Annotated in this window: 19 protein-coding genes and 1 other annotated feature (1 of these 20 cut by a window edge); of the genes, 13 read left to right on the top strand and 6 right to left on the bottom strand. The window is 32.6% G+C overall.

Going from position 1 to position 24,188, the window contains the following annotated elements; all coding sequences use genetic code 11:
* Window positions 1-15 precede the first annotated feature (15 nt).
* Window positions 16-1,458 carry an APC family permease gene (locus FOD82_RS06880; protein ID WP_144356032.1) on the bottom strand — a complete coding sequence of 481 codons (1,443 nt, stop codon included), beginning with the start codon at window positions 1,456-1,458 and terminating at the stop codon, window positions 16-18.
* 261 nt (window positions 1,459-1,719) lie between these two features.
* On the opposite strand from FOD82_RS06880, the gene FOD82_RS06875 reads away from it, so the two are divergent.
* Window positions 1,720-3,801 (top strand): putative ornithine decarboxylase, encoded by a 2,082-nt coding sequence (locus tag FOD82_RS06875; RefSeq protein ID WP_144355735.1) that lies wholly within the window; start codon window positions 1,720-1,722, stop codon window positions 3,799-3,801.
* Window position 3,802: 1 nt separating this feature from the next.
* Window positions 3,803-5,062: a methionine gamma-lyase family protein gene (locus FOD82_RS06870; RefSeq protein ID WP_144355734.1), complete on the top strand. Its 1,260-nt coding sequence runs from the start codon at window positions 3,803-3,805 to the stop codon at window positions 5,060-5,062.
* A 277-nt stretch (window positions 5,063-5,339) separates the two neighbouring features.
* Here FOD82_RS06870 and FOD82_RS06865 read toward each other — a convergent pair whose 3' ends face one another.
* Window positions 5,340-5,741 carry a phosphate-starvation-inducible PsiE family protein gene (locus tag FOD82_RS06865; protein ID WP_144355733.1) on the bottom strand — a complete coding sequence of 134 codons (402 nt, stop codon included), beginning with the start codon at window positions 5,739-5,741 and terminating at the stop codon, window positions 5,340-5,342.
* A gap of 170 nt (window positions 5,742-5,911) precedes the next feature.
* On the opposite strand from FOD82_RS06865, the gene FOD82_RS06860 reads away from it, so the two are divergent.
* From FOD82_RS06860 to FOD82_RS06840, 4 genes are all read left to right on the top strand, one after another.
* Window positions 5,912-6,541, top strand: coding sequence for an FMN-dependent NADH-azoreductase (locus tag FOD82_RS06860; RefSeq protein ID WP_144355732.1), 630 nt, complete (start codon window positions 5,912-5,914; stop codon window positions 6,539-6,541).
* A gap of 33 nt (window positions 6,542-6,574) precedes the next feature.
* The gene (locus FOD82_RS06855) at window positions 6,575-7,054 is read left to right on the top strand and encodes a transcriptional regulator (protein ID WP_144355731.1); all 480 of its coding nucleotides are present in this window, start codon (window positions 6,575-6,577) and stop codon (window positions 7,052-7,054) included.
* A gap of 638 nt (window positions 7,055-7,692) precedes the next feature.
* On the top strand, window positions 7,693-8,382 hold the full coding sequence (locus FOD82_RS06845; RefSeq protein WP_144355729.1) for an SLAP domain-containing protein: 690 nt from the start codon (window positions 7,693-7,695) through the stop codon (window positions 8,380-8,382).
* Window positions 8,383-8,461: 79 nt separating this feature from the next.
* A complete protein-coding gene (locus FOD82_RS06840) occupies window positions 8,462-9,523 on the top strand; it encodes an SEC10/PgrA surface exclusion domain-containing protein (RefSeq protein WP_144355728.1) in 1,062 nt (353 codons plus the stop codon).
* A gap of 28 nt (window positions 9,524-9,551) precedes the next feature.
* On the opposite strand, the gene FOD82_RS06835 is transcribed toward FOD82_RS06840, so the two are convergent.
* Window positions 9,552-11,048: a GHKL domain-containing protein gene (locus FOD82_RS06835; protein ID WP_144355727.1), complete on the bottom strand. Its 1,497-nt coding sequence runs from the start codon at window positions 11,046-11,048 to the stop codon at window positions 9,552-9,554.
* A complete protein-coding gene (locus tag FOD82_RS06830) occupies window positions 11,041-11,805 on the bottom strand; it encodes a LytTR family DNA-binding domain-containing protein (protein WP_144355726.1) in 765 nt (254 codons plus the stop codon). Before FOD82_RS06830 ends, FOD82_RS06835 begins: the two co-directional genes overlap by 8 nt.
* A 190-nt stretch (window positions 11,806-11,995) precedes the next feature.
* Between FOD82_RS06830 and FOD82_RS06825 the strand changes: the two genes are divergently transcribed.
* The 3 genes from FOD82_RS06825 (at window position 11,996) to FOD82_RS06815 (ending at window position 15,288) form a co-directional block, all read left to right on the top strand.
* Complete coding sequence (locus FOD82_RS06825; protein ID WP_144355725.1) at window positions 11,996-13,675, top strand: acyltransferase family protein; 1,680 nt, start codon at window positions 11,996-11,998, stop codon at window positions 13,673-13,675.
* The gene (locus FOD82_RS06820) at window positions 13,668-14,648 is read left to right on the top strand and encodes an LCP family protein (RefSeq protein WP_144355724.1); all 981 of its coding nucleotides are present in this window, start codon (window positions 13,668-13,670) and stop codon (window positions 14,646-14,648) included. Before FOD82_RS06825 ends, FOD82_RS06820 begins: the two co-directional genes overlap by 8 nt.
* A gap of 64 nt (window positions 14,649-14,712) precedes the next feature.
* Window positions 14,713-15,288, top strand: a complete 576-nt coding sequence (locus tag FOD82_RS06815; protein ID WP_144355723.1) for a histidine phosphatase family protein — start codon at window positions 14,713-14,715, stop codon at window positions 15,286-15,288.
* A 43-nt stretch (window positions 15,289-15,331) separates the two neighbouring features.
* On the opposite strand, the gene FOD82_RS06810 is transcribed toward FOD82_RS06815, so the two are convergent.
* Entirely contained in the window at window positions 15,332-16,144 is an 813-nt protein-coding gene (locus FOD82_RS06810; protein WP_144355722.1) for a Cof-type HAD-IIB family hydrolase, read from the bottom strand.
* 334 nt (window positions 16,145-16,478) lie between these two features.
* Between FOD82_RS06810 and FOD82_RS06805 the strand changes: the two genes are divergently transcribed.
* The 4 genes from FOD82_RS06805 (at window position 16,479) to FOD82_RS06790 (ending at window position 22,518) form a co-directional block, all read left to right on the top strand.
* A complete protein-coding gene (locus FOD82_RS06805) occupies window positions 16,479-17,696 on the top strand; it encodes an IS110 family transposase (protein ID WP_144355721.1) in 1,218 nt (405 codons plus the stop codon).
* A gap of 335 nt (window positions 17,697-18,031) precedes the next feature.
* Window positions 18,032-18,874 carry a PRD domain-containing protein gene (locus FOD82_RS06800; protein ID WP_144355720.1) on the top strand — a complete coding sequence of 281 codons (843 nt, stop codon included), beginning with the start codon at window positions 18,032-18,034 and terminating at the stop codon, window positions 18,872-18,874.
* A 122-nt stretch (window positions 18,875-18,996) separates the two neighbouring features.
* Window positions 18,997-20,988 (top strand): beta-glucoside-specific PTS transporter subunit IIABC, encoded by a 1,992-nt coding sequence (locus tag FOD82_RS06795; protein ID WP_144355719.1) that lies wholly within the window; start codon window positions 18,997-18,999, stop codon window positions 20,986-20,988.
* A 51-nt stretch (window positions 20,989-21,039) separates the two neighbouring features.
* A complete protein-coding gene (locus tag FOD82_RS06790; RefSeq protein ID WP_144355718.1) occupies window positions 21,040-22,518 on the top strand; it encodes a family 1 glycosylhydrolase in 1,479 nt (492 codons plus the stop codon).
* A gap of 70 nt (window positions 22,519-22,588) precedes the next feature.
* Here FOD82_RS06790 and brnQ read toward each other — a convergent pair whose 3' ends face one another.
* Window positions 22,589-23,968, bottom strand: a complete 1,380-nt coding sequence (brnQ, locus tag FOD82_RS06785; RefSeq protein WP_144355717.1) for a branched-chain amino acid transport system II carrier protein — start codon at window positions 23,966-23,968, stop codon at window positions 22,589-22,591.
* Window positions 23,969-24,027: 59 nt separating this feature from the next.
* Window positions 24,028-24,188: a binding site (T-box leader), on the bottom strand; it runs 77 nt beyond the window's last position.

Genomic DNA, 24,188 nt, shown 5'->3' with positions numbered 1-24,188 from the left:
TTTTTCTGTATTTAATTATTCAGCATTTAAATCCATATCAAGCTCGCCGTTCTTCTTAGCTTCACGCTTTCTAAGCCATGGCAAGAGGAATCCGAGACCGAATAGTACGATAACAGTGATAATGTTCATCCATAATTGATGATTAAATTCACTAGTGCCTATTGCAACGTTTTGTGGAATAAATCCTAAAGTTGCACAGATGAAGGTGAAGATTAGACACCAGAAACCAACAATCAAAGCACCAGTCTTATTCTTAATAAAGACATAACCAGAAGTGAATTTTTCTTGTTGCAGTCTCATTGCTACGAAGGCAACGAATACCCAACAGGTCTTATATGGAGAAATAATACCGTTAATATTTAAAAGCCAGTTATAAATACTGTGAATACTTGGTAAAGTACCAGTAAGTAAAAGTAAGAATAAACTTAAACCAACAGTAAGTGTATAACTGTGAACTGGACGGCCATTTTTGTTTTTCTTAGTAAGCCACTTAGGCATGAATTTATCGCCAACATCACCAGCAAATACACGACTTGATGCATCAAGTAAAACAGCTAATTGAGCCATCATAAAGAGAGCTTGAACAACGGCGAAAATATACATTAAGCTCTTACCCATACCTAAACTTTGACCAAGTAATTGGAAAGCCTCATATGGTCCATTCATCTTGAATTTTTTATCGTATTGAACAGTATGAGCATTGAAAAACATTGATAATGCTAAAGTACCAAAGATAGTCAAGAAACCAGTCATAATTGCGAGCATCCACATAGCTTTAGGGAAGTCGCGCTTAGGGTTCTTCATTTGAGAAACATATGGTGCAGCAAGTTCAGCTCCGGACATTGCAAAAATCAAAAGTCCAGTAGTTGAGAAGTAATTCAAGCTGAAGCTTGGCTTAAATGAGCTCCAATTAAATGGTTGAGTAGCAATATGATGGTGTCCATGAATAACTGCCCATGCTGCCATTACAACAAAGAGTACAGACATAATGAACATCGCCCCACCACCAAGAAGAGAAAGAATTTCAAGTGAGTTCTTAAGTCTATTTTCTAATAAAATAAAAATTAAGATAATGACAAATGTCAAAATTCCAAACCAAAAAGTTGACATCTTCTTATCTAATGAATTATTTCCCAAAATAATCCAGCTAAAAGACACAATAACAGAGTTGGATACATCAACTAAATAAGGTACAGTTTGCACCCAGTACATCCAACTAGTCCAATATCCTAACGTATCATTGGTACTGTATTTTACCCAAGAAGCAAGTCCCCCTGCCTGGTTATCAAAAGTCAAACTCATTTGACTTGAAATAAGAGCATAAGGAATTACATAAGAAAAGAGCAAGAATATCCATGAGATTACAACAGATAATCCTTGGTTTTGAAATGGATAGAAGATATTTTCAAAACTAATAATTGTAACAAAGTCAATCAAGGCAATAACTGGCCAAGACATATAGTGTTTTTTATTTGGTTCTAAATCAATAGTTTCCAATTTTTTCCTCCTAAGTTTTAATCAGCTGTATTTTTAAGCAGAAATTAAAACTTCGGCGGCTTTAAAACAAGTAAACTTGGTGCTAGCACTTGTCTATACTCCCATATCTTTTTATAATTTATGTATTACATTCTTATAGGAAATGCAAAAAACATACGAAGAAAATTATAAGAGGGGTAGCACTAGTAATGCAAGACCTTTTTTAGAAAAAGGGGGATTTGGATGAATTTTTTAAAAATTGCGACAAGTAAAGATGTGCGTCTTACTGGGATTGAGTCAGTTAATTTATCTGAACAATTAAATCCTGCAGAACTTGCTGCAATTGTTATTAAAAAAGAGGAGAAAAATTCACAACAGTTAGCACAAAATTTGCGTGAAAAATCAGGATTAGAAATTCCAATAATTGAAGTAGATAATAATGTAGATTCTGAGCAAGTTTTAGAAATTGCAAAAAAGTATGAACAAAAAATGGTACCGGGCTTTTTGCAAGACTTGGTAAATTTTGCTCAAGATAGACCGATTAGTTTTACAACTCCGGGACATCATAATGGTCAATATTATATGAAACACCCAGCGGGAGTTGTTTTTGATAAGTTTTTTGGAGAAAACTTAATGTTTGCCGATACCAGTGACACAGTTCCTGAACTTGGCGATACTATGACGCACGAAGGGACACCGCTAACTGCGCAGCAAAAGGCTGCTAAAACTTATAACGCAGATAAGGTATATTTTTGCACAAATGGAACAACCAGTGCTAATTCCATTTGTGCAAGTGCGTTATTAAGTGAAGGAGATTTGGTTTTATTTGATCGTAATAATCACAAGTCTCTATATAATAGTGCCTTAGTTATGAGCGGTGCAAAGCCAGTTTATATTGCAACAGACCGCAATCCATTAGGACTAATTGGTGAGATGACGCCAGAAAGTTTGTCAGAGCAAAATATTCGCAAAGAAATTGCTAAAATTGACCCAGAAAAAGCTAAGGCTAAACGTCCATTTAGATTAGCAATTGTTCAAGCAGAAACCTACGATGGTTTATTTTATAATGCCAAATGGATTGTTGATAATATTGGAAAGCTTTGTGACTATATTTTATTTGACTGTGCTTGGGGTGGATTTGAGAGTTTTGTTCCAATTATGAAACACCTATCACCGCTTTTAATTAATTATGGACCAGATGATCCGGGTATTTTGGTAACGCAATCGCTTCATAAGCAACAAGCAGGAATGGCACAAGCTTCACAAATTTTGAAAAAAGATGCGCATCTTAAAGGGCAAGCTCGCTACGTTGATCATAAGCACTTTAACAATGCTTATCTTAAGTTTGTAACCTCTAGTTATTCTTATCCTCTTTATGCTTCTTTAACTGTTAATTCTTATATGACAGCTGGAGCAGGTAATAAGAAGTGGTGGGATGAAACCTTAAAAATGGGTATCGAATGGCGAAAAAAACTTCTTAAAAAATCGAAATTATTTAAGCCATTTGTTCCAGATGATTTTGCAAAAATTCCAACTAAAGATTTAATGAGGGATGCAAAATACTGGCAGATTTCCCCCGGTGCTAATTGGCATGGCTGGAGGGAAATCGGCAAAGGTGAAGCAATGCTCGACCCTCTTAAAATTACAGTAGTGACTCCAGGTATTGATATTAAAAATGCTCGTTATGAAGAAGAAGGAATTCCAGGTCCAGTAGTGGCGGAGTTTTTAATGGAAAAACGCATCATTCGAGCAAAAGACGACTTAAACTCACTTTTATTTTTGTTAACACCTGGTGACACCCAAGAAGAACTTGATGTTTTACTTGAAGCATTTTTAGAGTTTGAAAAATTATACAAGGAAGATGCTCCACTTGAAAAAGTAGTACCAAAACTAGTTCAAACTTATTCTGAGCGTTATAAGGGATATACAATCAAGCAGCTCTGTCAAGAAATGCATAACTACTATGCTAAAAATAAAACTTTTACTTTGCAAAGGGCAATGTTTAATCGAAAAGATATGCAAGATTATAGGATGACTCCTGCGCAAGCTGATCAATTATTTATGAAGAATCATAGTGAACTTGTAGATCTTGAAAAAGTAAAAGGACGAATTGCAATGGAAGGTGCGCTTCCTTATCCACCGGGAGTTTTTGTAGTTGCACCTGGTGAAAAATGGACTGAAGAGTCTTTAAAGTATTTTGAAGTTTTAGTTGGTGCAATTGAGGAGTTTCCAGGTTTTGTCCCAGAAATCCAAGGTGTATATTGGGACCAAGATAAAAACGGCAAAATTCATGTACAAGCAGAAGTATTAAAAGAGGAGAAATAAAATGGCATTTTCATGGAAAGAAGATTTACCACAAGAATTACAAGAAAAAGTTGCTAAAGTTGAAGAAAAGATTCAACCACGACTTGAAGAAATTGATGAGCAAGTTTTATACAATCAACAACGTGTATTGAACTTATTTAGAAAACACCATGTAGGTGAAGAAGATTTAGTTCCTTCAACAGGCTATGGCTATGATGATATTGGTCGTGACAAGATTGAAGCAATCTATGCAGATTATTTTAAAGCTGAAGATGCCCTTGTGCGTTCACAATTTTCATCAGCTACGCAAGCTATTTCTGTGGGGTTATTTAGTATGCTTAGACCAGGCGACACACTTTATTACTTAACAGGCACTCCATATGACACTATTCAAGAAGTTATTGGCTTAGCTGGTAATAAGTCTGGTAATATGAAAGAATGGGGCATTAATTTTAAAGCCACTGAACTTAAAGATGGAGAAGTTGATTATGAACAAGCTAAGAAGGATATTATGGATCCTTCAATTAAAGTAATCGCACTTCAACGTTCACTTGGTTATGCAGTGCGTAAGAGTTTTACCATGGAAAAAATCAAGAAGATGCTTAAGTTTATCAAGGAAGTTCGTCCTGATGTAAATATCTTTGTTGATAATTGCTATGGTGAATTTTCTGAAACTGAAGAGCCAACTTTTTATGGGGCAGACCTTATTGCAGGGTCCCTTTTCAAGAATGCAGGCGCTGGAATTGTTAAAGGCGGAGCCTTTTTAGTTGGTAGAAAAGATTTAATTGATGGAGCAGGCTCTCGCTTAAATGTACCCGGTGCTGGCAAAGGTGAAGGTGCTACTTGGGGTTACTTACGTGACTTTTATCAAGGTTTCTTCATGGCACCTCATACAACTGGCGAAGCTTTAAAAGGGATGATTTATACTTCTGCCTTATGTGAAGAAATGGGAATGAATGTATCACCTAAGTGGAGTGATCCAAGAACCGATATTGTGCAAACAGTAGAATTCGGTAAAGCTGACCCAATGGTTAAATTCTGTGCTGCAATTCAGCACTATTCACCAATGAATTCTTTTGTGGATCCGATTCCATATCACCAAGATGGTTATGAAGATGAAGTTGTAATGGCTTCTGGAAGTTTTACTGAAGGTTCAACTATTGAGTTATCATCAGATGGTCCACTTCGTCCACCATATCGTTTGTATATTCAAGGTGGACTTTCATATGCACATGTTAAGATTGCAATTACGCAAGCTGTAAATGAAACATTTTATAAATAGTAAAAACTGCTGTCCTGTGAGGGATAGCAGTTTTTTAGTTCATATTGAAAAATGTGATGAGGGATGTGATTAGTAGTAATAAACCGATTATAAGAAAAATGAAGGCGAGTGTAAGAGAGAGTTTGTTTTTCTTAGTTTTGAATATTAATAAACAGGTTAAAGAAATAATTATTAAAATTATACTGATAATAGACATTCCTAAATTTTCTTTTTGTTATTTATGGTGAAAGATAAAAGATTTTTTAATTCTATAGGTTACTATAAAAACATGTTTTTTTCATTGCTCATTATTACCGAATTTATGATAAAGTACCATAGCTATAATAATCAGCAAGATGGAAATAGAAGTACCTAAAGTATCTAATACATTATTATGTGCAGTTAATAAACTTCTAACTAAAGCCGTAATTCCTAATTCCATCAAGAATTCAATACTAGTATGACCTTTGTGCCTCAGGGCCGCAATTGCTAAAGCTGCAAATTCAAAGAATAAGAAGAATACAATGATTTCATCTAAAATTTGTTCATTATTTTTTGAAATCGGAATTGAAAAAAGTTGCTGACTAATAGGAATTAGTTCTCTAAATAATAGTAATATTAAAAATATACCCATTAGTCCTAATGTAATGGTTCGTAAAGTATGTAAAAATTTAGCGAAACGTACAATAATTTTATCCATGAAATTTTACCTCCATTCTTTCATTATAAAAGAAAAAGCGCAAGATACTAAATAATTTAATTTTTTAGCTAAAAATGTTGACAAACAACAAAACTAAAAGTAAGATATATGCATAAAGTTGATAAGCAACAAAAAGCGAAAACAAAAAATATATAAAGAAGGTAATAATTATGACAAAAGTTTTAGTAATTCAAGCACACCCACACATTGATAATAGTTTATCTTTAACAGTTGGAAAAGAATTTGTTGAAGATTATAAAAAGAGTCATCCAAATGATGAAGTGGTTATTCGTGACTTGTTCACTGAGGAAGGTGTTCCTGCTTTAAATGATGTAACGATGATTGCTTGGAAGAAGCAAAAGTTTGGTCAAGAAATGACTGATGAAGAAAAAGAAACTATTAAGAAACATGATGAATGGCTTGATGAATTTATTTCAGCTGATAAGTACATTTTCATCAATCCAATGTACAATCACTTCTTGCCAGCAGAAATGAAGCAATATCTTGATTTAACGGCAATTGCACGTAAGACTTTTAAATATACTCCTGAAGGAGCTGTAGGTCTTTTAACTGGTAAAAAAGCTATGCACATTCAAGCAGCAGGTGGTAAATATCATTCAGAAGATGCAAATCCAATGATGGATCTTGGAAGTGTCTACTTGACTAAGATGCTTAATTTTTATGGAATCAATGATATAGATAACATTTTTATTGAAGGAGCAGATGAAAATCCTGAAAAGCGTCAAGAAATTTTGGAAAAAGCATTACAAGACGCTCAAGCAAAAGCACCAAAATTCTAGTATAATAGAGAAAAAACTAGTGAGGTAAAGATTATGGCTTCAGAGCAACGAATTTATGAAGCAATTAAAGTTATGAGAGAAAATGCGCAAAATGCCCATTCTTCTCATGAACAAAATTGGATTAGTGAACATTTAGATAATTGTAAATTGAAAATAATTATTAGTAAGCTATCAATTGTTGCTTTGCACATGCTCTCTAGCCTTGAAAAAGGTCCTCAAACAGGGATGGAATTATCTTGCAATATTAATGTTACAAGGGGAGCCATCACACGTGCTAGTAAAAACTTGCTTAAATATAAGTTGATTACTACCCATAAAAAAGAAACTAATAGGAAAAACATTTATTATGAACTAACTGATGACGGGTTAGAGGTGGCTAAAGCTCATGATGAAATGCATTGTGAAATGAGGAAAACTGTAATTGACAAAATCAAGAAAAAATATAGCACGCAAGAATTAACATTGATTGCAGATTTTTTAGAAGATGTAAATTCTTTAGAACAGGACTTTTAAGTAAGTATATAAAAGAATCTTAGTAATAAAAAACGACTTAGTTGACATAATTCCAAATGGATGCATCAATTAAGTCGCTTTTTGTTTAGTCTTCTTTTTTGGCTTCATTCATAGCCTTCATAATTGAAGGGTTCTTTGAGTGACAATCCTTAATCATTTGCATATCTTCTTCATTTAACTTTACAACGTATTTAGTCATGATTATTCCTCACTTTTTAAAAATCTATCTATATTATAGTCTTTCAAGTTAAAAATTCCATATTTAATTCCTTATTTGAGGTATAAATCTTTCATTAATTTTTTAGAGGGAAACATATTTTCGATAATAGAAATATTGCAAAATTAGCAGTTTGAAGTTATCCAAATATACTGCGAACGTGTGTGCTTTTACTTAAATAAATGCTTATAAATCAATGATTAAGGCTGATTTTATTAGCTAAAATAAAATGACATAAATATTACAAATGTTACAAAAGTGACACATTTAGTAATAATTTCTTAACACTTGAGTGATAATTCTGTTATAGTTCTGAAATTTTTACATTGTATTATATAGCATGTCAATTGAATGATACAAATATTTATTGAGTGATTATTCACTCATCAATTTATTTTTTATGTTTAAGGAGAGACTTTTTTTGAAGATCAATTCTATCTTAGGTAAATCAATTGCAGCTGCTGCACTTTCAGTAACTGGTTTAGTTGCAGTAAATAATATGAACTCAAATGATGTACAAGCTGCTGTTGTTGCAAATGACGCAGCAGTATACACTACTAACAAGTCAACTACTGTTTACAACAATTACGAAAACCCAGTAGCAACTGGTCAAGTTTTATCAGCTAATACTTCATGGAAAGTTATTAAGACTGCTTACGACGCACAAGGTAATAAGTGGTACGACTTAGGTAAGAATCAATGGGTTAAAGTTGAAACTGAAACCAAAAAGGTAACTAAGTCACAAAATACTGAAACTAATACTGTTGCTCAAACTGCACAAGTAGAGCAACCTGCTGCTACTCAAGCACAACAGACTCAAACTTACTCAGCACCTGCAGCAACTCAAACACAAACTCAATCATCAAACTACACTTCAAATGCTACTGGCTCAGAAGCTAGTGCTAAGGCTTGGATTGCTAGTCGTGAATCAGGTGGTTCATACTCAGCAACTAACGGTCAATATATTGGTAAATACCAATTATCAGCTTCATACTTGAATGGTGACTATTCAGCAGCTAACCAAGAAAGAGTAGCTGACAACTATGTTAAGTCCCGTTATGGTTCATGGACTGCAGCTCAAAGCTTCTGGCAAGCAAACGGTTGGTACTAATAAGATTACAATCTAAGACGTCTTCCATTGGAAGGCGTTTTTTTATAAAATTTTATTATTAGTATAGAAGGTGAAAAATATGCATAAAAAAATTACAATTGCAATTATTAGTGCGCTGATGACTGTAGGATGTGTAAATTTTAATAAAAATACAAATCCTAATATTCAAACAGTTCAAGCTGCAACAAAGAAATATTTAAAAGTTAAAGGAACTAAAAAAGTTCGTTTATATACTTCAACGGCTAAAAAATCTAAGTACTATGCAAGTCCTAACAAAAAATATTCCTATACTGCAACAAAATATTTAAAAATTTCAGGAAAAAAGTATCTAGCTTATAAAATTGGAGATAATTCTCATTATATTTTAGCTAAAAATGCAAATTTAATTAAAAATGTTCAATATAAACAAGCTACTATTAAACTTCCTAAAGGTTATACTAAATCAGCTCTTCTTAAAGCATATAAAGGTAAACCAAGTAGCAGTTTTATTAAGGCATCCATGAAAGGGATGAATGATAATAACTTTAGTAGAGTTAAATTAGCTGAAAGTAAAAAAGATAATCAAACTAAAGTTGATCCTGCTAACTTAACTGCAAGCCAAAAGCAGGAGCTTACTAAGTTCAGTTTACGTCTTATTAATGATGCAAGAAAAGATTTAGGTTTAAAGCCATGGATCTATAGTAAAGGTGCGCAGAAATTAGCAGATGATATTGCAACTGAATATCAAGCAGACAAACATGGTATCCAAGATGGCGACCATTATGTAGCTGGAATTGTACGTGCATATAAAAATAATGGCTTAAATTTAGATGACAATTACGTAGAAGATATGGCTGGATTTGCTCATCTTAATGGTAAGATGACAATGACAGAAATGAAGAAAAATATTTATTTCGGTATCAAGCAGATGATTTTTGGTTATACTGGTGCAACTGAACTTGATCGAAAAAATAAATCATATTATCGTGAATGGGAACATGCAGGTGATTTATTTAATACTCAAGGTTCAAAACATGATGGGGACTACAATTATTATGGCTTCAGTATTTCAAAAGTAGGAAATGTCTATTCCATGCACTATGTAAGTGTGCCAAGTTTTGTAGTGAATAGTAGCAAGTATAATACTGGATTTGAAGTTTAAAAAAATGAAACGTTGATTCGTTTCATTTTTATTTTTCAATATTTATTGCTTGGATTAAATAATTACCATTTTTGAAGGTATTAAGATTAAGATTACTATAATTATTGACTATATCTTGTACAATTTGAAGTCCTAATCCATGATGCCCTACTTTACTTGTTTTGTGCTGTAAGATATTTTCCATTGAAAATCCAACATGCACTTTATTTTTTATAATATAAGAAATTTCGTTATCTATTTCTTTAATTGATAAACTTATTTCACCATCATTTAATTGTTTGCTTTCTTCAATTGCATTATCAATTAAAATTCCTAATATTCTTGATAAATCAATTATTTCTATACCTAAGAAAAAATGTTTAATATTAATGTTTACATCAAATTTTATCTTTTGATCAATGATTTGTGTAGATTTAACTTGTAGAAGTGACCTTAATGGTAATACAGGAATTTGATAAAATTCTTGAATAATTTTACTTTTAGAAATTTCTTGTTCAGCAAAAGGATAAATTTCATTCCAAAAATATTCTTTTAATGTTTCATCAGAACTTTGATTGATAAAGCTTCCCATGGTAAAAAAGAGATTTTTAATGTCATGGCGAACCTTTCTTAAGTTCATTAAAGTTTCTTCTGTATTTTCACTTTTTATAATAGAGTTAACTTGTGATAATTGCTGGCGATAATATAAAAGATATAATCCTAAGCAAATAAAAGCTAGTTCAATAGTTAAAAGAATTATTCCAAAAATTGGAATAAAGCTGATCAAGATATTATCAACATTATGTGTAATAATGATTGAAATAAAATTAAGTCCAAAAAGAAGCAGGGTTGTAAAAATTACCAAAAGATAACTCCAAATACTAACTTTAGGATATTGTAAATTAGCATATTTTAAACGTAATAAGAATTTTTTGAAATGTTTGCCGAGAATATAAGTTAAGCAGATTATGATTGTACTTGTTATCAATTCAAAGATAAATGGTAAATAGCGAAGTAATCGAAAAGGTAAATTGAGTTGTAAAGTAGTAATATTTGAACATAATTTTAATATGTAAGCTGTTAGTGAAAGATAAATATACGAGAAACAAATTTCTAACATATGATTTTTAAGTTTTTGTTGATGCAATTTGATTAGCATTGGCAATACAAAAATTAAAACCGCAAAAACTAAAGAATAGCCTAATACGGATAAAGCTGAACTAAAAATTCTATCGGGAAATAATAATGTAAGAAAAATATAACCATAATCATATTTTGAAAAGCTAGGAATTTTTAATAAAAATAATTCTGCTGTTAATGTAAATGAAAAAACAACTGACATTCCTATATCAAAATAGCTACCAAATTGTAATTGAAAATAAATTGCCCCTATACTTGAAATGATAAGTAAAGGCAATTTTAATCTTTTAAAAAGTTCACCTAAATGTGCCAGTATAATTAAAAGAATAACGTATCCGTAATATGTTAAAATTTGCCCGATCCCTTGAATTAATAAACTTTGAAAAGATATAACGTTATTAAGCATTATTGAGAACCTCTTTTAAAATTTTGGTATATTTTCTTGAATAAGGAATAGTATCACCACTGGATAAGCGTAAGTCTCCGTGATTCATGTTGACAATGTAATCTTTATTTACAATTGTAGAACGATGACAGCGTATAAAATTATCTGGTAGTTTTTCTGCTACTTTAGTTAAACTCCAACGGATAATTAATTGAGAATTATCTATTGTATGAAAGTAAATATGGTGTGCCTTTTCCAGAGCAGTTTCAATATAAGTGATTTTTTCAAAGGGCAAAAATACATATTCATCAATTCCAATTGGAATTTGTAATCCGTTACTTGACTTAGAGGCTGATGTGGATCTAATTTGAGCATTAGCTTTTTCAATTAAGAGTAGATAATGTTCAAATTCCTCTAGCATTTTTTGTTGATTGATAGTTTTTTCAATAAAGCCAAATGGCTCAACACCACTTTTTAAAACTTGAAAGACTTCTTCAGAATGACTAGTAACAAAAATTATCTTAGCATTTTCATCATATTGTCTAACATAATGAGATATATCAACTCCATTGAAATGATTATCACCAAAATCTAAATCCATAAAATAAATAAATGATTCAGAGGTATTTTCTAAAAAAGTTGATAATTCCTTATAGTTTCTTAAACAAGCAACGATTTCAAAATTAAGTTGCTTGTTTTTTATTATAGTAGATAAATAATTTTGTTCTATTTTTAAAGTAAATTCATCATCATCGCAAATAATAATTTTTTGTATCATAATTTCTCCTTAAAAATATTGTAAATGATTATTGCCTATAGATATTATCTTGTCCTTAATAACAATTTTTTGTCTTAAATGAATATCCTTAATGACTATTTGAGAGATTGAAAAAGCTAGTATGACAAAAAATACTTTTTAAGATTATGACATGTTACAGTAACAACATCAACTTAGAAAGGTTTTAATTATGCAAGAAAGTAAGATGATTCAAGGTCTCGGAGGATTAAGAGGAATTGCAATTATTGCAATTTTCTTCTATCATCTTTATCCTGAAATTTTTAAGGGTGGATTTATTGGAGTGTCTATCTTTTTCATTATGAGTGGATTTTTAATTTATATTACTACAATGAGAAAGCTAGACCAAAATGTAGGTAAATTTTATTGGCAAAGAATTCAAAGAATATACCCTAGTCTGTTAATTTTATTAATAGTTTGTACGATTTTCTTTGTTACCTTTATGCCAACAGGAATTCAGCACATTTTTTCTGAAGGTGTGAGTACAATTGGTTCATATAATAATTGGTATCAAATTTTTGAAAATAAATCTTATTTTGCAAAAATGACGTCTGGCTCTCCTTTTACACATTTATGGTATTTATCGGTTCAGATGCAATTTTATTTACTGTGGCCCTTAATTTTCTTTATTCATAAAACATTAATTGAAAAAGAGTCAGTTTCTGCTGGCAGTTGGTTTTTAGTTGGTGGAATTATTTTATCAGCTGCATTGATGTTTGTGATGTATAAGCCAGGAAGTGACCCATCAAGAGTCTATTATGGAACTGATACAAGATTATTTTCTTTTTTGATTGGAAATTTGCTCGGTGCATTATATTTGCAAAATGGTGCAGTTCGAATTAAGAATCAAAAAAATATTTTTTCCTTTTTGGGTATTTTAATTTTAATAGCATTTTTCTTAGTTGATGGAAATAAAGGATACATCTATCAGGGAGGAATGCTAATAATTGATGTAATAATTGCAACATTTTTATGGATTGTAATAAATAGTGAAAAAAAGGTTCCAATTTTAAATAATTCAATCTTGGAATTAATAGGTAGTTATAGTTTTGAAATTTATTTAGTTCACTATCCAATTATATTTTTCTTTTACAATAAAACTCGCAAAATTGATTTATTGTTATGCTTACTAATTATTATTTTAACAAATGCTTTTGCATTTTTATTAAAGACGGTTACTAAACAAGGAGTGTTAATTTTAAAAATGAAACTTAAATATTTATTATCTTTAGCAGTTATAGCAATTTTAGCATTAGCTTGTGGGCAATACATGGTTAATCGTTCACCAGAAGTTCAGCAGCAAAATAATTTAAAGGCTAGTTTAGAAAATAACCAAAAATCACTAAAACATGACAAAAAGAAAAAAGAAGCATACTCTTTAAAAAAAGAAGCAGTTACTTTAATTGGTGACTCTGTGAGTCTTGGGGCGGCTCCTGAATTAAAAGAGAAGTTCAATGAAATCGATATTGATTCAAAAGAAGGACGTCAAGTAGTTCAAACCCAAAGCATTATTGAAAATTTAAAAAAAGAAAATAAACTTCATAAACTTGTTGTTTTAGCTTTAGGAACAAATGGACCATTCACTAAGGAAGTAGGGCAAAAATTAATTAATACAATTGGTAAAAATCGTCAAATTTTTTGGGTAAATTCATATGGTACCCACTTACAATGGCAGGATCAAGTTAATGAAGTTATTACTCAATTAGCTGAAGAAAATAAAAATGTTCATGTAATTAATTGGGCTGCTGTGGCAAGTAAAAATCAAGATAAACTTTATAGTGATGGGATTCATCTTAAACCTGAAGCTCAAACTGAATACGCTGATTTAATTAAAGAAAGTATTGGTGAGTAAAATTAAGTTTAAAAAATCAATTGTAGTAATTATTTTTTTGAGTATGTTTGTTATTTTGGGATTTTTTGCTATTCAGAATCATCAAAATATAAATAAGAAAAATATTCCACAAACATTAGCAAGTCAAAAGCCAATTTCGTTTTTGATACTTGGAGTAGATCAAGGTATTGAGGGAAGACATGATAAAGGAAATTCTGATACGATGATTTTGGTAACGTTAAATCCCAAAAAAGAAAAAATAACTATAACTTCAATTCCAAGAGATTTATTAGTGCAAATTGAACAGAAGAATAAAAAATTTTGGTTTAAGATTAATTCTGCTTATCAAGTTGGAGGTTCAAAAACAGCCTCAAAAACAGTTTCTTCGCTTTTAAATGTACCAGTTAATTATTATATGGAAGTAAATATGAAAACTGTTAAAAATTTAGTTGATGAAATTGGTGGAGTAGATGTTGAAGTACCATTTAATTTCACTTATCATACTAAGTTTAAAAAAGGAAAGATGCATTTGAATGGTACACAAGCTCTCGATTATTCTAGAATGCGTTATGATGATCCAAAAGGTGATTATGGTCGACAAATGAGACAAAGACAGATAATTTTTAGTATAGTAAAAAAATTACTTAACGTAACTTCAATTCATTACTATCAAAAAGTCTCCCAAATAATTAATAAAGAAGTTAAGACAAACTTTCCAATGGATAAAATAATTGAAGTTGGATTAAAATACAAACCAGCTTTAAATAAAATTGAAGATGGATATATTCATGCTCATGATGCATGGATTGAGAAAGTTGCTATGCAAGTTGCTCCTACTGCAGAATTACAACGAGTTTCAAATCAAGTGAGAAAAAATATGGATTTGAAAGAAGAAACTATAGTTAATGCAGAAACAAAATTAAATTTAGAACAAGATGTTAATTGGAATTCGTTAGCTGCTTTTAAAAATTATCATGTAAAACTTTTAGATTAGTTGCTGATAAAGGCGACTTTCTGATAGGATAGAAGCATTGAATCTAACCTATCGGAGGAAAATTATGACAAAAACTATCTATCTAGTTCGACATGGTCAAACGTATTTCAATTTTTATCATAAGGTACAAGGGCAATGCGATTCACCTTTAAATGAACGTGGAATTCGCCAAGTTGAAATGACACGGGATTATTTCATTAAAAATGGCGTCAAATTTGATAAAGCTTTTTCTTCAACTCAAGAGCGTGCAAGTGATACTTTAGAAATTATTACTGCTCATAAGATGAATTATGTGCGGCTTAAAGATTTGCGTGAAAAATGCTACGGTATTTTTGAGGGACGAGATGAATTTTTGCTTCCTTGGAATTATGGTAATGAAAATATTGATCCAACTATGGAAAAAAATGAAGATGTTATAGCTAGAATGAAACGTGCAATTGTTGAGATTTTGTATGGGATGCAAGATGGTGAAACAGCACTTGTAGTAGGGCATGGCGATATTTTAGCAAAATATGTACGTGAATTTACTGAAAAGAAGGATTTTGCTGGATTTGGCAATGCAAGCTTTGTAAAGCTTACGTTTGAAGATAGTAGGCCACACTTTGAAGAATATGTTTGGCCAGCAGAAAATATGAAATAGCAAAAAAAGAATGGTTTAGTCATGATGATTAAACCATTCTTTTTTAAAATACAAATTTTTCAAAAGCTTCTGCGATTCCATCTCTATCATTAGACCCAGTTACATAATCTGCTGCCTTTTTTGCATCTTCTTGACCATTTCCCATGCAAACAGAGGTACCAGCATAATTAAACATTTCAATGTCATTTCTTTCATCTCCGATGACCATCACCTCATCAGAACTAAGATTTAATTTTTCTGCCAAAATTTTAAGAGCTGCACCTTTATTAACTGCTTTATTCAATAATTCTAAAAATGTGTTTTCTGTTCGCATGACATTAAGTGCTTTTCCAAATTTCTTTTTAATAACTGGCTCCCATTCATCAAGTAAAGCTGCATCACCTACATAACAGCCTTTAGCAATACGAATATTGTCTTCAGGCATTTCGTCAGGAGTTCGAATATAAAGTGGGGCATTATTTTCATAAGCTTGACGATAAATCATAGGATCAACATTGTGATCTGCGGTAATAATGCGAGAATTTGAATCAACAATGTTAAAGGGAATTTTGTGAGCTAAACCAAAAGCCGTCATTTCGCGATAGAAACTATTTGGAACCAAATTTTCTGTGATGATATCAGCATCAGTATTACGTATAAGTGCACCATTTAAAGTGATAACATATTCACCAGAACCCTTAATTCCTAATTCATTAAGAAAATTAGTTAATCCATCAATTGGACGACCAGAACAAAGTACAACCCTTATCCCTTTATCAAGAGCTCTGGTGATTGCTTTTTTAGTACTTCCTAAAATTTCTCCGTCAGAATTAAGTAATGTACCATCAATATCGAGAGCTATCAATTTAATTGCCATAATTATTCTCCTATTTTCAAAATTTGTAACCACTTTCAATTATAAACTAAAATAGTGATTTTTATATAAAAAACATTCTAAGCTTAATAGTGGATTGATTATCCGACGGGATAATTGATTCACTATTTTTCGTTTAGCCGTAAACTTTAAATAGTGATAAAACAATATGCCGAGAGGTGTTTAGGCGCATGACGCCGAATAAAAAACTGGCAGTTTTATCTTGCAGTTAGTAGCTTCCTCGAAGAATGTGGGCACCTGATGCCGAGTTTAGAAAATTAAGTCTGACTGCCTGGATAAATCAGTTTTATCACTTAGAAACAGCGAGGTATTGAAGATGGATATTGTTTTTGGAATTGATGTAAGCAGCCGTGAATCCAGTATTTGTATGTTAATGGATGATACCAGGAAAGAGTTTAAGATCTCTAACGATTCATTTGGATTTAAAGAGCTGCTCAAGAATCTTGCAGTATTCTCAAAGCATCCTCAGATCATTTTTGAAGCTACCGGGGTCTATTCAAGAAGACTGCAGAAGTTTCTAGAAGACTATGGCTATGATTACGTGATCCTTAATCCTTTAAAAGCTAAGAAAGAAATGGATCAGGGACTTCGTCATAATAAAACCGACAAAACAGATGCCTATAATTTAGCCAGAATTCAGCTTCAAAACAGACACAAGGCAAATAAACAAGAAGCCGAAGATTATCATAGATTGCGTGCCTTAAGCCGCTCTTATGAAGAATTGACTTCCGACATTGTCAGTGCCAAGAATCGTCTTCACCGTATCTTGCAATTGACTTTCCCTGAAATTGAAACAGTGGTTTCTACACCCAAGAACCGCAATTATTGGGAATTAGTTAAACTATTTCCGCATTGCCAAACGGTCAGAGAGATTGAAGCAGAAGATATTATCAATAAAATCAAGGATTTTAAAGGCTATGGCATCAAACGTGCTCAAAAAATTGCTCAAGGATTAAAAGAACTTGCCAATAAAGCATATCCCGTAGCAGAGCTTGATAGTCCTGAAACCAGCGATGTAATTTACTATGCCCAACGTCTCATCCAGCTTGATCAGGACAGAGATGAGCGGCTTAAGCAAATGGTTGATATATCTAAAAAGCTGCCTAATCGTGATCTAGAAATCCTCACAAGTATCCCTGGCTTCGCCCAGACTACTGCAGTACGTGTTTTGGCAGAGCTCGGAGATATCAGGAGATTCGACAACCCTAACAAGATTGATGCTTTTATTGGAATTGATCCGGGCAGATACCAGTCAGGCCAAATGGATTCCCGCCTTGGTATCACTAAACATGGTAACGCTATTGCACGTAAGATTCTTTATCGGGCAGTTGGTCAAATAGACAATGCTTCAAAGACCAATCCTTGCCATATTGCGGATTACTATGAAAATAAAAAATCTTCTCAAAGCAAAGGCTTCAAGAAGATTGCAATAGCTTCAGTGCATAAGCTAATCCGTACTATTTATGCACTAATCAAAAATGATCAGTTGTATAGTTACGAAGTCGCCAAACAAAATCAAAGACGTAAATCGTAATTAACTGATCAGCTTCATTATACTCTAACTTAGCTTCAAAGAGGTAATTTCTTTGAAGTCTTTTGCAGTACTTTCATAATTGAAATAATTCGCACCATTAAAACAAAGAAATCCAAATATATCAAAATAAGATAATTAAACATCTTGATATACTTGACTTTACGTAGAAAAACATCTCCGGTATTGACACCGCTTACACAAATTGCTATTATAGTAAACGTAAAGAAGCGGATTACTGATTAAATCAGGTCTTAGCTACTATAAATAATCAAGCGTGTTTGTTAAGGTTATTTATGGTGGCTTTTAATTTTGCAAAAAGGTAGGTGATTCGTTGAATGGATTTTCTAAAACAATTAAATAATAGCGCCGCAATTGTAAATGATAATGGTAAAGAAGAAGTAGTTCTTGGCAAAGGGATTGGCTTTGGTCTTAAAAAGGGCGATAAAGTTGATAAAACCAAAATTGAGCGCACGTTTGTTACGACTGATGATCAAATAAACTTAGATCAGGTTCAGGACATAAGCGCTAAAACACTTGATGTGACTACTCAAGTTGTTAAGATGGTAGAGCCGATACTGGATATTAAATTTAATGACTTTCAATATTTAGCTTTGGCAGATCACATTGATTTTGCCGTTACTAGAGTTAAAGATAATATTGATTTAAGTGATAATAATACTCGCTGGGAAGTTAAGAATCTTTTTCCTAAAGAATTTGCTACTTCTAAAGAAGTTATTAAGTTGATCAATCAAGAATTAGATATTAATTTGCCTAAAAGTGAACAAGTCTTAATGACTTATCACTTAGTAAATGCTTCTTCTAATGACAGTCAAATTCAAGAAACGATTCAAATTACAGAATTAATCAAAGGAATTATTAATATTATCCAGTTTGATTATCAGATGACATTAGATACAGATTCTTTTAACTATAGTCGTTTTATTACTCATTTACGAGCTTTATTTGTAAGGTTGCTTAGAAATCAATCAACAGACACCGCAGAACTTGATTCATCCCTTCTTGCATTCATGAAGATAAAGTATCATCATGCTTATGAAACAGAAGAAAGAATAGCTACTTTTTTACACGCAAAAATGGGCTGGATTTTAAAGCAAGATGACCGTTTTTACCTTGTTTTACATATTTGGCGAGTTACAAGTAGACAAAAAATTAAATAATACATACTTAGGTGTGTTACTTAAGAGGCATTAACCCAAGTTATTGTATGATTTTGAATTTATATGGAAATTCATCTTTATGCAATATCTTGGGTTTTTATTTTTTAATTAGGAGGAACATTATGGCTGATAATTATGATAAGTTAGCTAAAACTATCATTGAAAATGTTGGTGGAAAAGACAATGTTAATAGTGTTGTTCATTGTACAACTAGATTAAGATTTAAGTTGAAAGATGAGTCAAAAGCTAATGATGATGTCTTAAAAGATACTGATGGAATTGTAACAGTTGTCAAAGCAGCTGGTCAGTATCAAGTAGTTATTGGAAATGAAGTTAGTGATGTATATGATGCTGTTTTAAAAGAAGGAGGCTTTAGCGGCGGAGGAGAAGTTGCTGATGATTACGGCGAAAATGATGATACAAGTTTTATGGATAAAGCAATATCGCTAATTTCTGGAATATTCACTGACATTTTAGGGCCACTTAGTGCTGGTGGTATTATTAAAGGTCTAACTGTAATGGCTGGAGTGTTTGGCTGGTTTTCTACTAAATCAGGAGCTTATCAAATTCTCTATGCAATTGGTGATTCAATCTTTTATTTTTTACCAATTTTCTTGGGAGTAACTGCTGCTAGACGATTTCATATGAATCAATTTATTGGTTTAGCAATTGGGGGAGTCCTTACTTATCCATCAATGGTACAATTGGCAGCAAGTAAAACGGTTTTAGGAACCTTGTTTAGCGGAACACCGTTTGCATCAGAAATTCATACTACATTTTTTGGTATTCCAGTTGTAACGATGAATTATACTTCAACTGTTTTGCCAATTATCTTTGCAGTATGGTTTGCTTCAATTATTGAACATTGGGCAAATAAATGGGTTCCAGCAGTAATTAAAACTTTCATTGTTCCTGTAGTAACTATGTTAATCACTTTACCTGTTGCGTTTATTGTAATTGGTCCAGTTACCACTTGGGTTGGTGATGGTATTGGTGCAGTAATGTCTGGTATTTATCAATTTAGTCCAATTTTAGCTGGTGCGCTTGTAGGAGCTCTTTGGCAAGTATTAGTAATTTTTGGAATTCACTGGGGAATTGTTGCTGTAGCTACTACAGATTTAGCGGCTTTAGGATATGATCCAATTTTAGGTCTTTCTTGTATGGTTTGCTATGCACAAATTGGTGTAGTTTTAGCAATGATTAAACAAACTAAAGATCCAAGCTTAAAGAAAAATGCTATTGGGGCATTTTTCTCAGGACTTTTTGGTGTTACTGAACCAGCTATCTATGGTGTAACACTTCCGCGTAAAGTACCATTTATTTTAAGCTGTATTGGTGGTGGAATTAGTGGTGCAATTATTGGTGGAGTAGGTGCTAAATTATTCATGCTTCCATCAATGGGATTCTTTGCAATTCCTGGTTATGTTGATCCTAAAGGAAACTCTACTCTTCAAATTGTTGGAGTTATTATTGCCGCAATTGTTGCATTCATTGTAGGTTTTGTTCTTCAATTCATGTTTGGTAAAAAGTATGTTGACCAAGCTTATAATGAAAAGCAAGCTAAAAAGACAGTAGAAGCAATCAAAAATCCAGAACCCACTACTCCTATTTTAAATGTGGATACTGATCTAGTAAGTCCAGAAGATGGAACTATTATGCCACTTAGTGAGGTAAAAGATGAAGTGTTTTCTAGTGGTGCAATGGGACAAGGTGTAGCTATTGAGCCTACCGAAGGAATATTACATGCTCCAGCAAATGGTGAGATTGTTATGACTTTTCCAACAAGTCACGCAATTGGAATGAAGACTAATGATGGTGCAGAAGTATTAATGCATATTGGAATGGACACAGTTAATTTGCAAGGTGATGGATTTGAAACATTAGTTAAAAAGGGCGATAAGGTTAAGGCTGGCGATAATTTAATTAAGTTCGATATTCAAAAAATTAAAAATGCAGGATATATTGTTACTACTCCAATAGTTATTACTAATTCTAAAAATTATAGTGATATTAAACAAGTAGCAACTGGTAGAGTAAATACAGGGCAAAAGATTATAGTCTTAATCGGTAAGAAAGCAGAAAATTCTGTAGCGTCTACCATTCAACCGGCTTAAATAAGTTTATAATAAGTAAAAGAAAGCGTTTTATACAGAAAAGAGAAAATTATGTCATTTAAGAAAGATTTTTTATGGGGCGGAGCAACTGCCGCTAATCAAATTGAAGGTGCTTATGATAAAGATGGTAAAGGCTTGTCAGTAACAGATATAACTACTGCTGGCAGTTTAAAAAAGCCACGAATGCTTACTTATAAATTAAATGGAAAATTAGAAAAAACACCAGCAGTTCCTGGAGCTGGTTTACCAGATGGTGCAATTGGAGCGATAGACCCTAACAGTTATTATCCTAACCATGTAGCAATCGACTTTTATCATCACTATAAAGAAGATATTAAAATGTTTGCTGATATGGGATTTAAAACCTTTAGATTATCAATTGCGTGGACACGGATTTTTCCAAAAGGTGATGAAGAAAAGGCTAATCAAGCTGGACTTGACTTTTATCGTAAAGTTTTTGAAGAATGCAAAAAATATAATATTGAACCTTTAGTCACTATTTCTCACTATGAAGATCCCCTATATTTGAGTGAAAAGTATCATGACTGGGGCGACCGCAAGATGATTGATATGTATGTCAAATATGCTAAAGTTTTGTTTGAAGAATATAAGGGTTTGGTTAAGTACTGGCTGACTTTTAATGAAATTAATTCTACACTTTTGATGCTTAGTGCATTTGGCAATAATGTTACTGATGATAAAACTTTTCAACATGCATATCAAAAACTTCATTATCAATTTGTGGCAAGTGCTAAAGCTGTTAAATTAGCACATGAAATTGACTCAAATTATGTAGTGGGTAATATGATTTGCGGAATTTTGGATTATCCATTAACTCCAGATCCAGAAGATATGCTTGCAACTCGTCATCAAATGGAAGAAACTGTTCTTTATTGTGGCGATGTTCAATGCAAAGGTAAGTATCCAACTTATTCTAAGCGTTTATGGGATGCACATAATGTCCATCTTGATATTACTGAAGAAGATAAGAAAACTTTGGCTGAAGGAACAGTTGATATGTATGCCTTTAGTTATTATATGAGTAATGTAATTACAACTCATGAAGTAAAAGATAAAGCAAGTGGAAATTTTGCGGCTGGTGCTAAGAATCCATACCTTCAGTATTCTGAATGGGGTTGGGCAACTGATCCAACAGGACTTCAATACTATCTTGAAGTAATGTATGATCGTTATGATTTACCAATGATGGTCGTTGAAAATGGTTTAGGTGCAGTTGATAAAATTAGTGATGATGGTAAAATTCATGATAAGTATAGAATTGACTACTTAGCTCGACATATTGAAGCAATGCGTAAAGCAGTGGATGATGGAGTAGACCTTATTGGTTATACAACTTGGGGTTGCATTGATTGCGTAAGTGCCGGTACTGGGCAAATGTCTAAGCGTTATGGTTTTATCTATGTTGATCGTGACGATGATGGAAAAGGCAGTTTAAAGAGAATGCCAAAGGACTCATATTACTGGTATAAAAAGGTAATTAATTCAAATGGTGAAGATTTAAGTAAATAAACTAATATAATTAAAAATGCGCTGTCAATGACAACGCATTTTTAATATGAGAAATATTTCCCAGGAAATACTAATCTAATTCCATTTCATTGTAAGATAATTTTTTGCGGCGAAATACATGAACGACTAATCCAATTACTAATCCTGCAAGAGCGGGTAAAAGCCATGAAAGTCCCACGCTTGCTAAAGGCAATACATTTCTTAAAGAAGCTACCCATGTGCCAAAGGTACTTTGGCTAACAACACTTGGAAAAGCTACAACCATATCGCCCAGTGCAGGAACTACAGTAAGCATTACTACCCAGAAGTATACTACACCATCTCGTTTGAAAAGTGGGGACGCTACTGAAAGTAAGATAAGTACCATTGAAAGAGGGTATAAGAACATTAACATTGGAGTCGACCAAGCAATGATTTGATCAAGACCAAAGTTTGCGGCTAAGAATGAAGCAAAGCAACTTAATGCAAGCCAAGTGTGGTAGCTGACTTTAGGAAAATGATTGTGAAAATCTTGAGCAAAGGCAGCTACTAATCCCACAGCAGTTGTTAAACAAGTTACTGTTAGTAAGAATGCTAAGACAATTTGTCCAAAATTACCAGCATATGCGTTTACTAATTGATTAAATGCAACACCGCCATCTGCAGATACCTTAAAACGACCAAGTGACATTGCACCTAAAATGATTAAAAGAACATAAATTACAGCAACAGCACCCATTGAAAGGACGCCGGACTTTGCAACTACTTTAGAAACATCTTTACTTGATTTTTGCCCCATTAGGCGAATTGCTGTTACAACAGTTACACCAAATGCTAATCCAGCTAAGGCATCCATTGTGTTATAACCTTCTAAAAATCCATTAACAAGCGCACCATGAACATAGTTGGGAGTTACGGGGGCAGTTGCAGGATTGCCTAAAGGACGAGCAAAAGCAACTACAAAGACTAAAAATAAAAGTCCTAAAAATACTGGATTTAAGATTTTACCAATATTAGTTAAGATGTCGTTTTCTCGATATGAGAAGTAAAATGCTGCTGCAAAAAATAATGCTGAAAATACAAGTAATGCTACAGATTGATAATGTTTGTCAATAAACGGAGCAAGTCCAACTGTAAAAGAGACAGTTGCAGTACGAGGAGTTCCAAAAAGTGGTCCAATTGTTGCATGGATTAAAACCATAAACACTAATGCGAATCCAGTTCCAAGAGGTTTACCAATGTCAAAAACTCCGTCAGCACGTGTGACTGCCACTGCTAAAACTGATAAAAGTGGTAATAATACTCCGGTAATCAAGAATCCGACAGCTGCCATCATCCAATTTTTTCCAGCTAATTGACCCAAATGAAGTGGAAAAATTAAGTTCCCAGCTCCAAAAAACAGCCCGAATAAAAGGGAAGCCACTACTAAATATTTTTTAAATGTGAGTTTCGTTGAGGTTGACTCATTCATAATATTTCCTCCTAAAATTTCTTAATGAAAAAGAAAAACGCCCCTTAGTCCAACTTGGACTAAGGGACGCTGAGCGTGGTACCACCCTATATTCGTGCTTATTAAAACACCTCGTACACGTACGGCCAAACCGGCGATACGCTGCGACTATAATGGGCGCTCCCACTAAAACTTACTTTAATTTAAGCTTTAGACTCAAAAGTGATTTTTAATCAAATAA

It is taken from the genome of Lactobacillus sp. LL6 (genome assembly GCF_007570935.1).
GTDB lineage: Bacteria > Bacillota > Bacilli > Lactobacillales > Lactobacillaceae > Lactobacillus.
The sequence above is the reverse complement of the archived record's forward strand: the minus strand, read 5'-3'. Positions and strand labels throughout refer to the sequence as shown.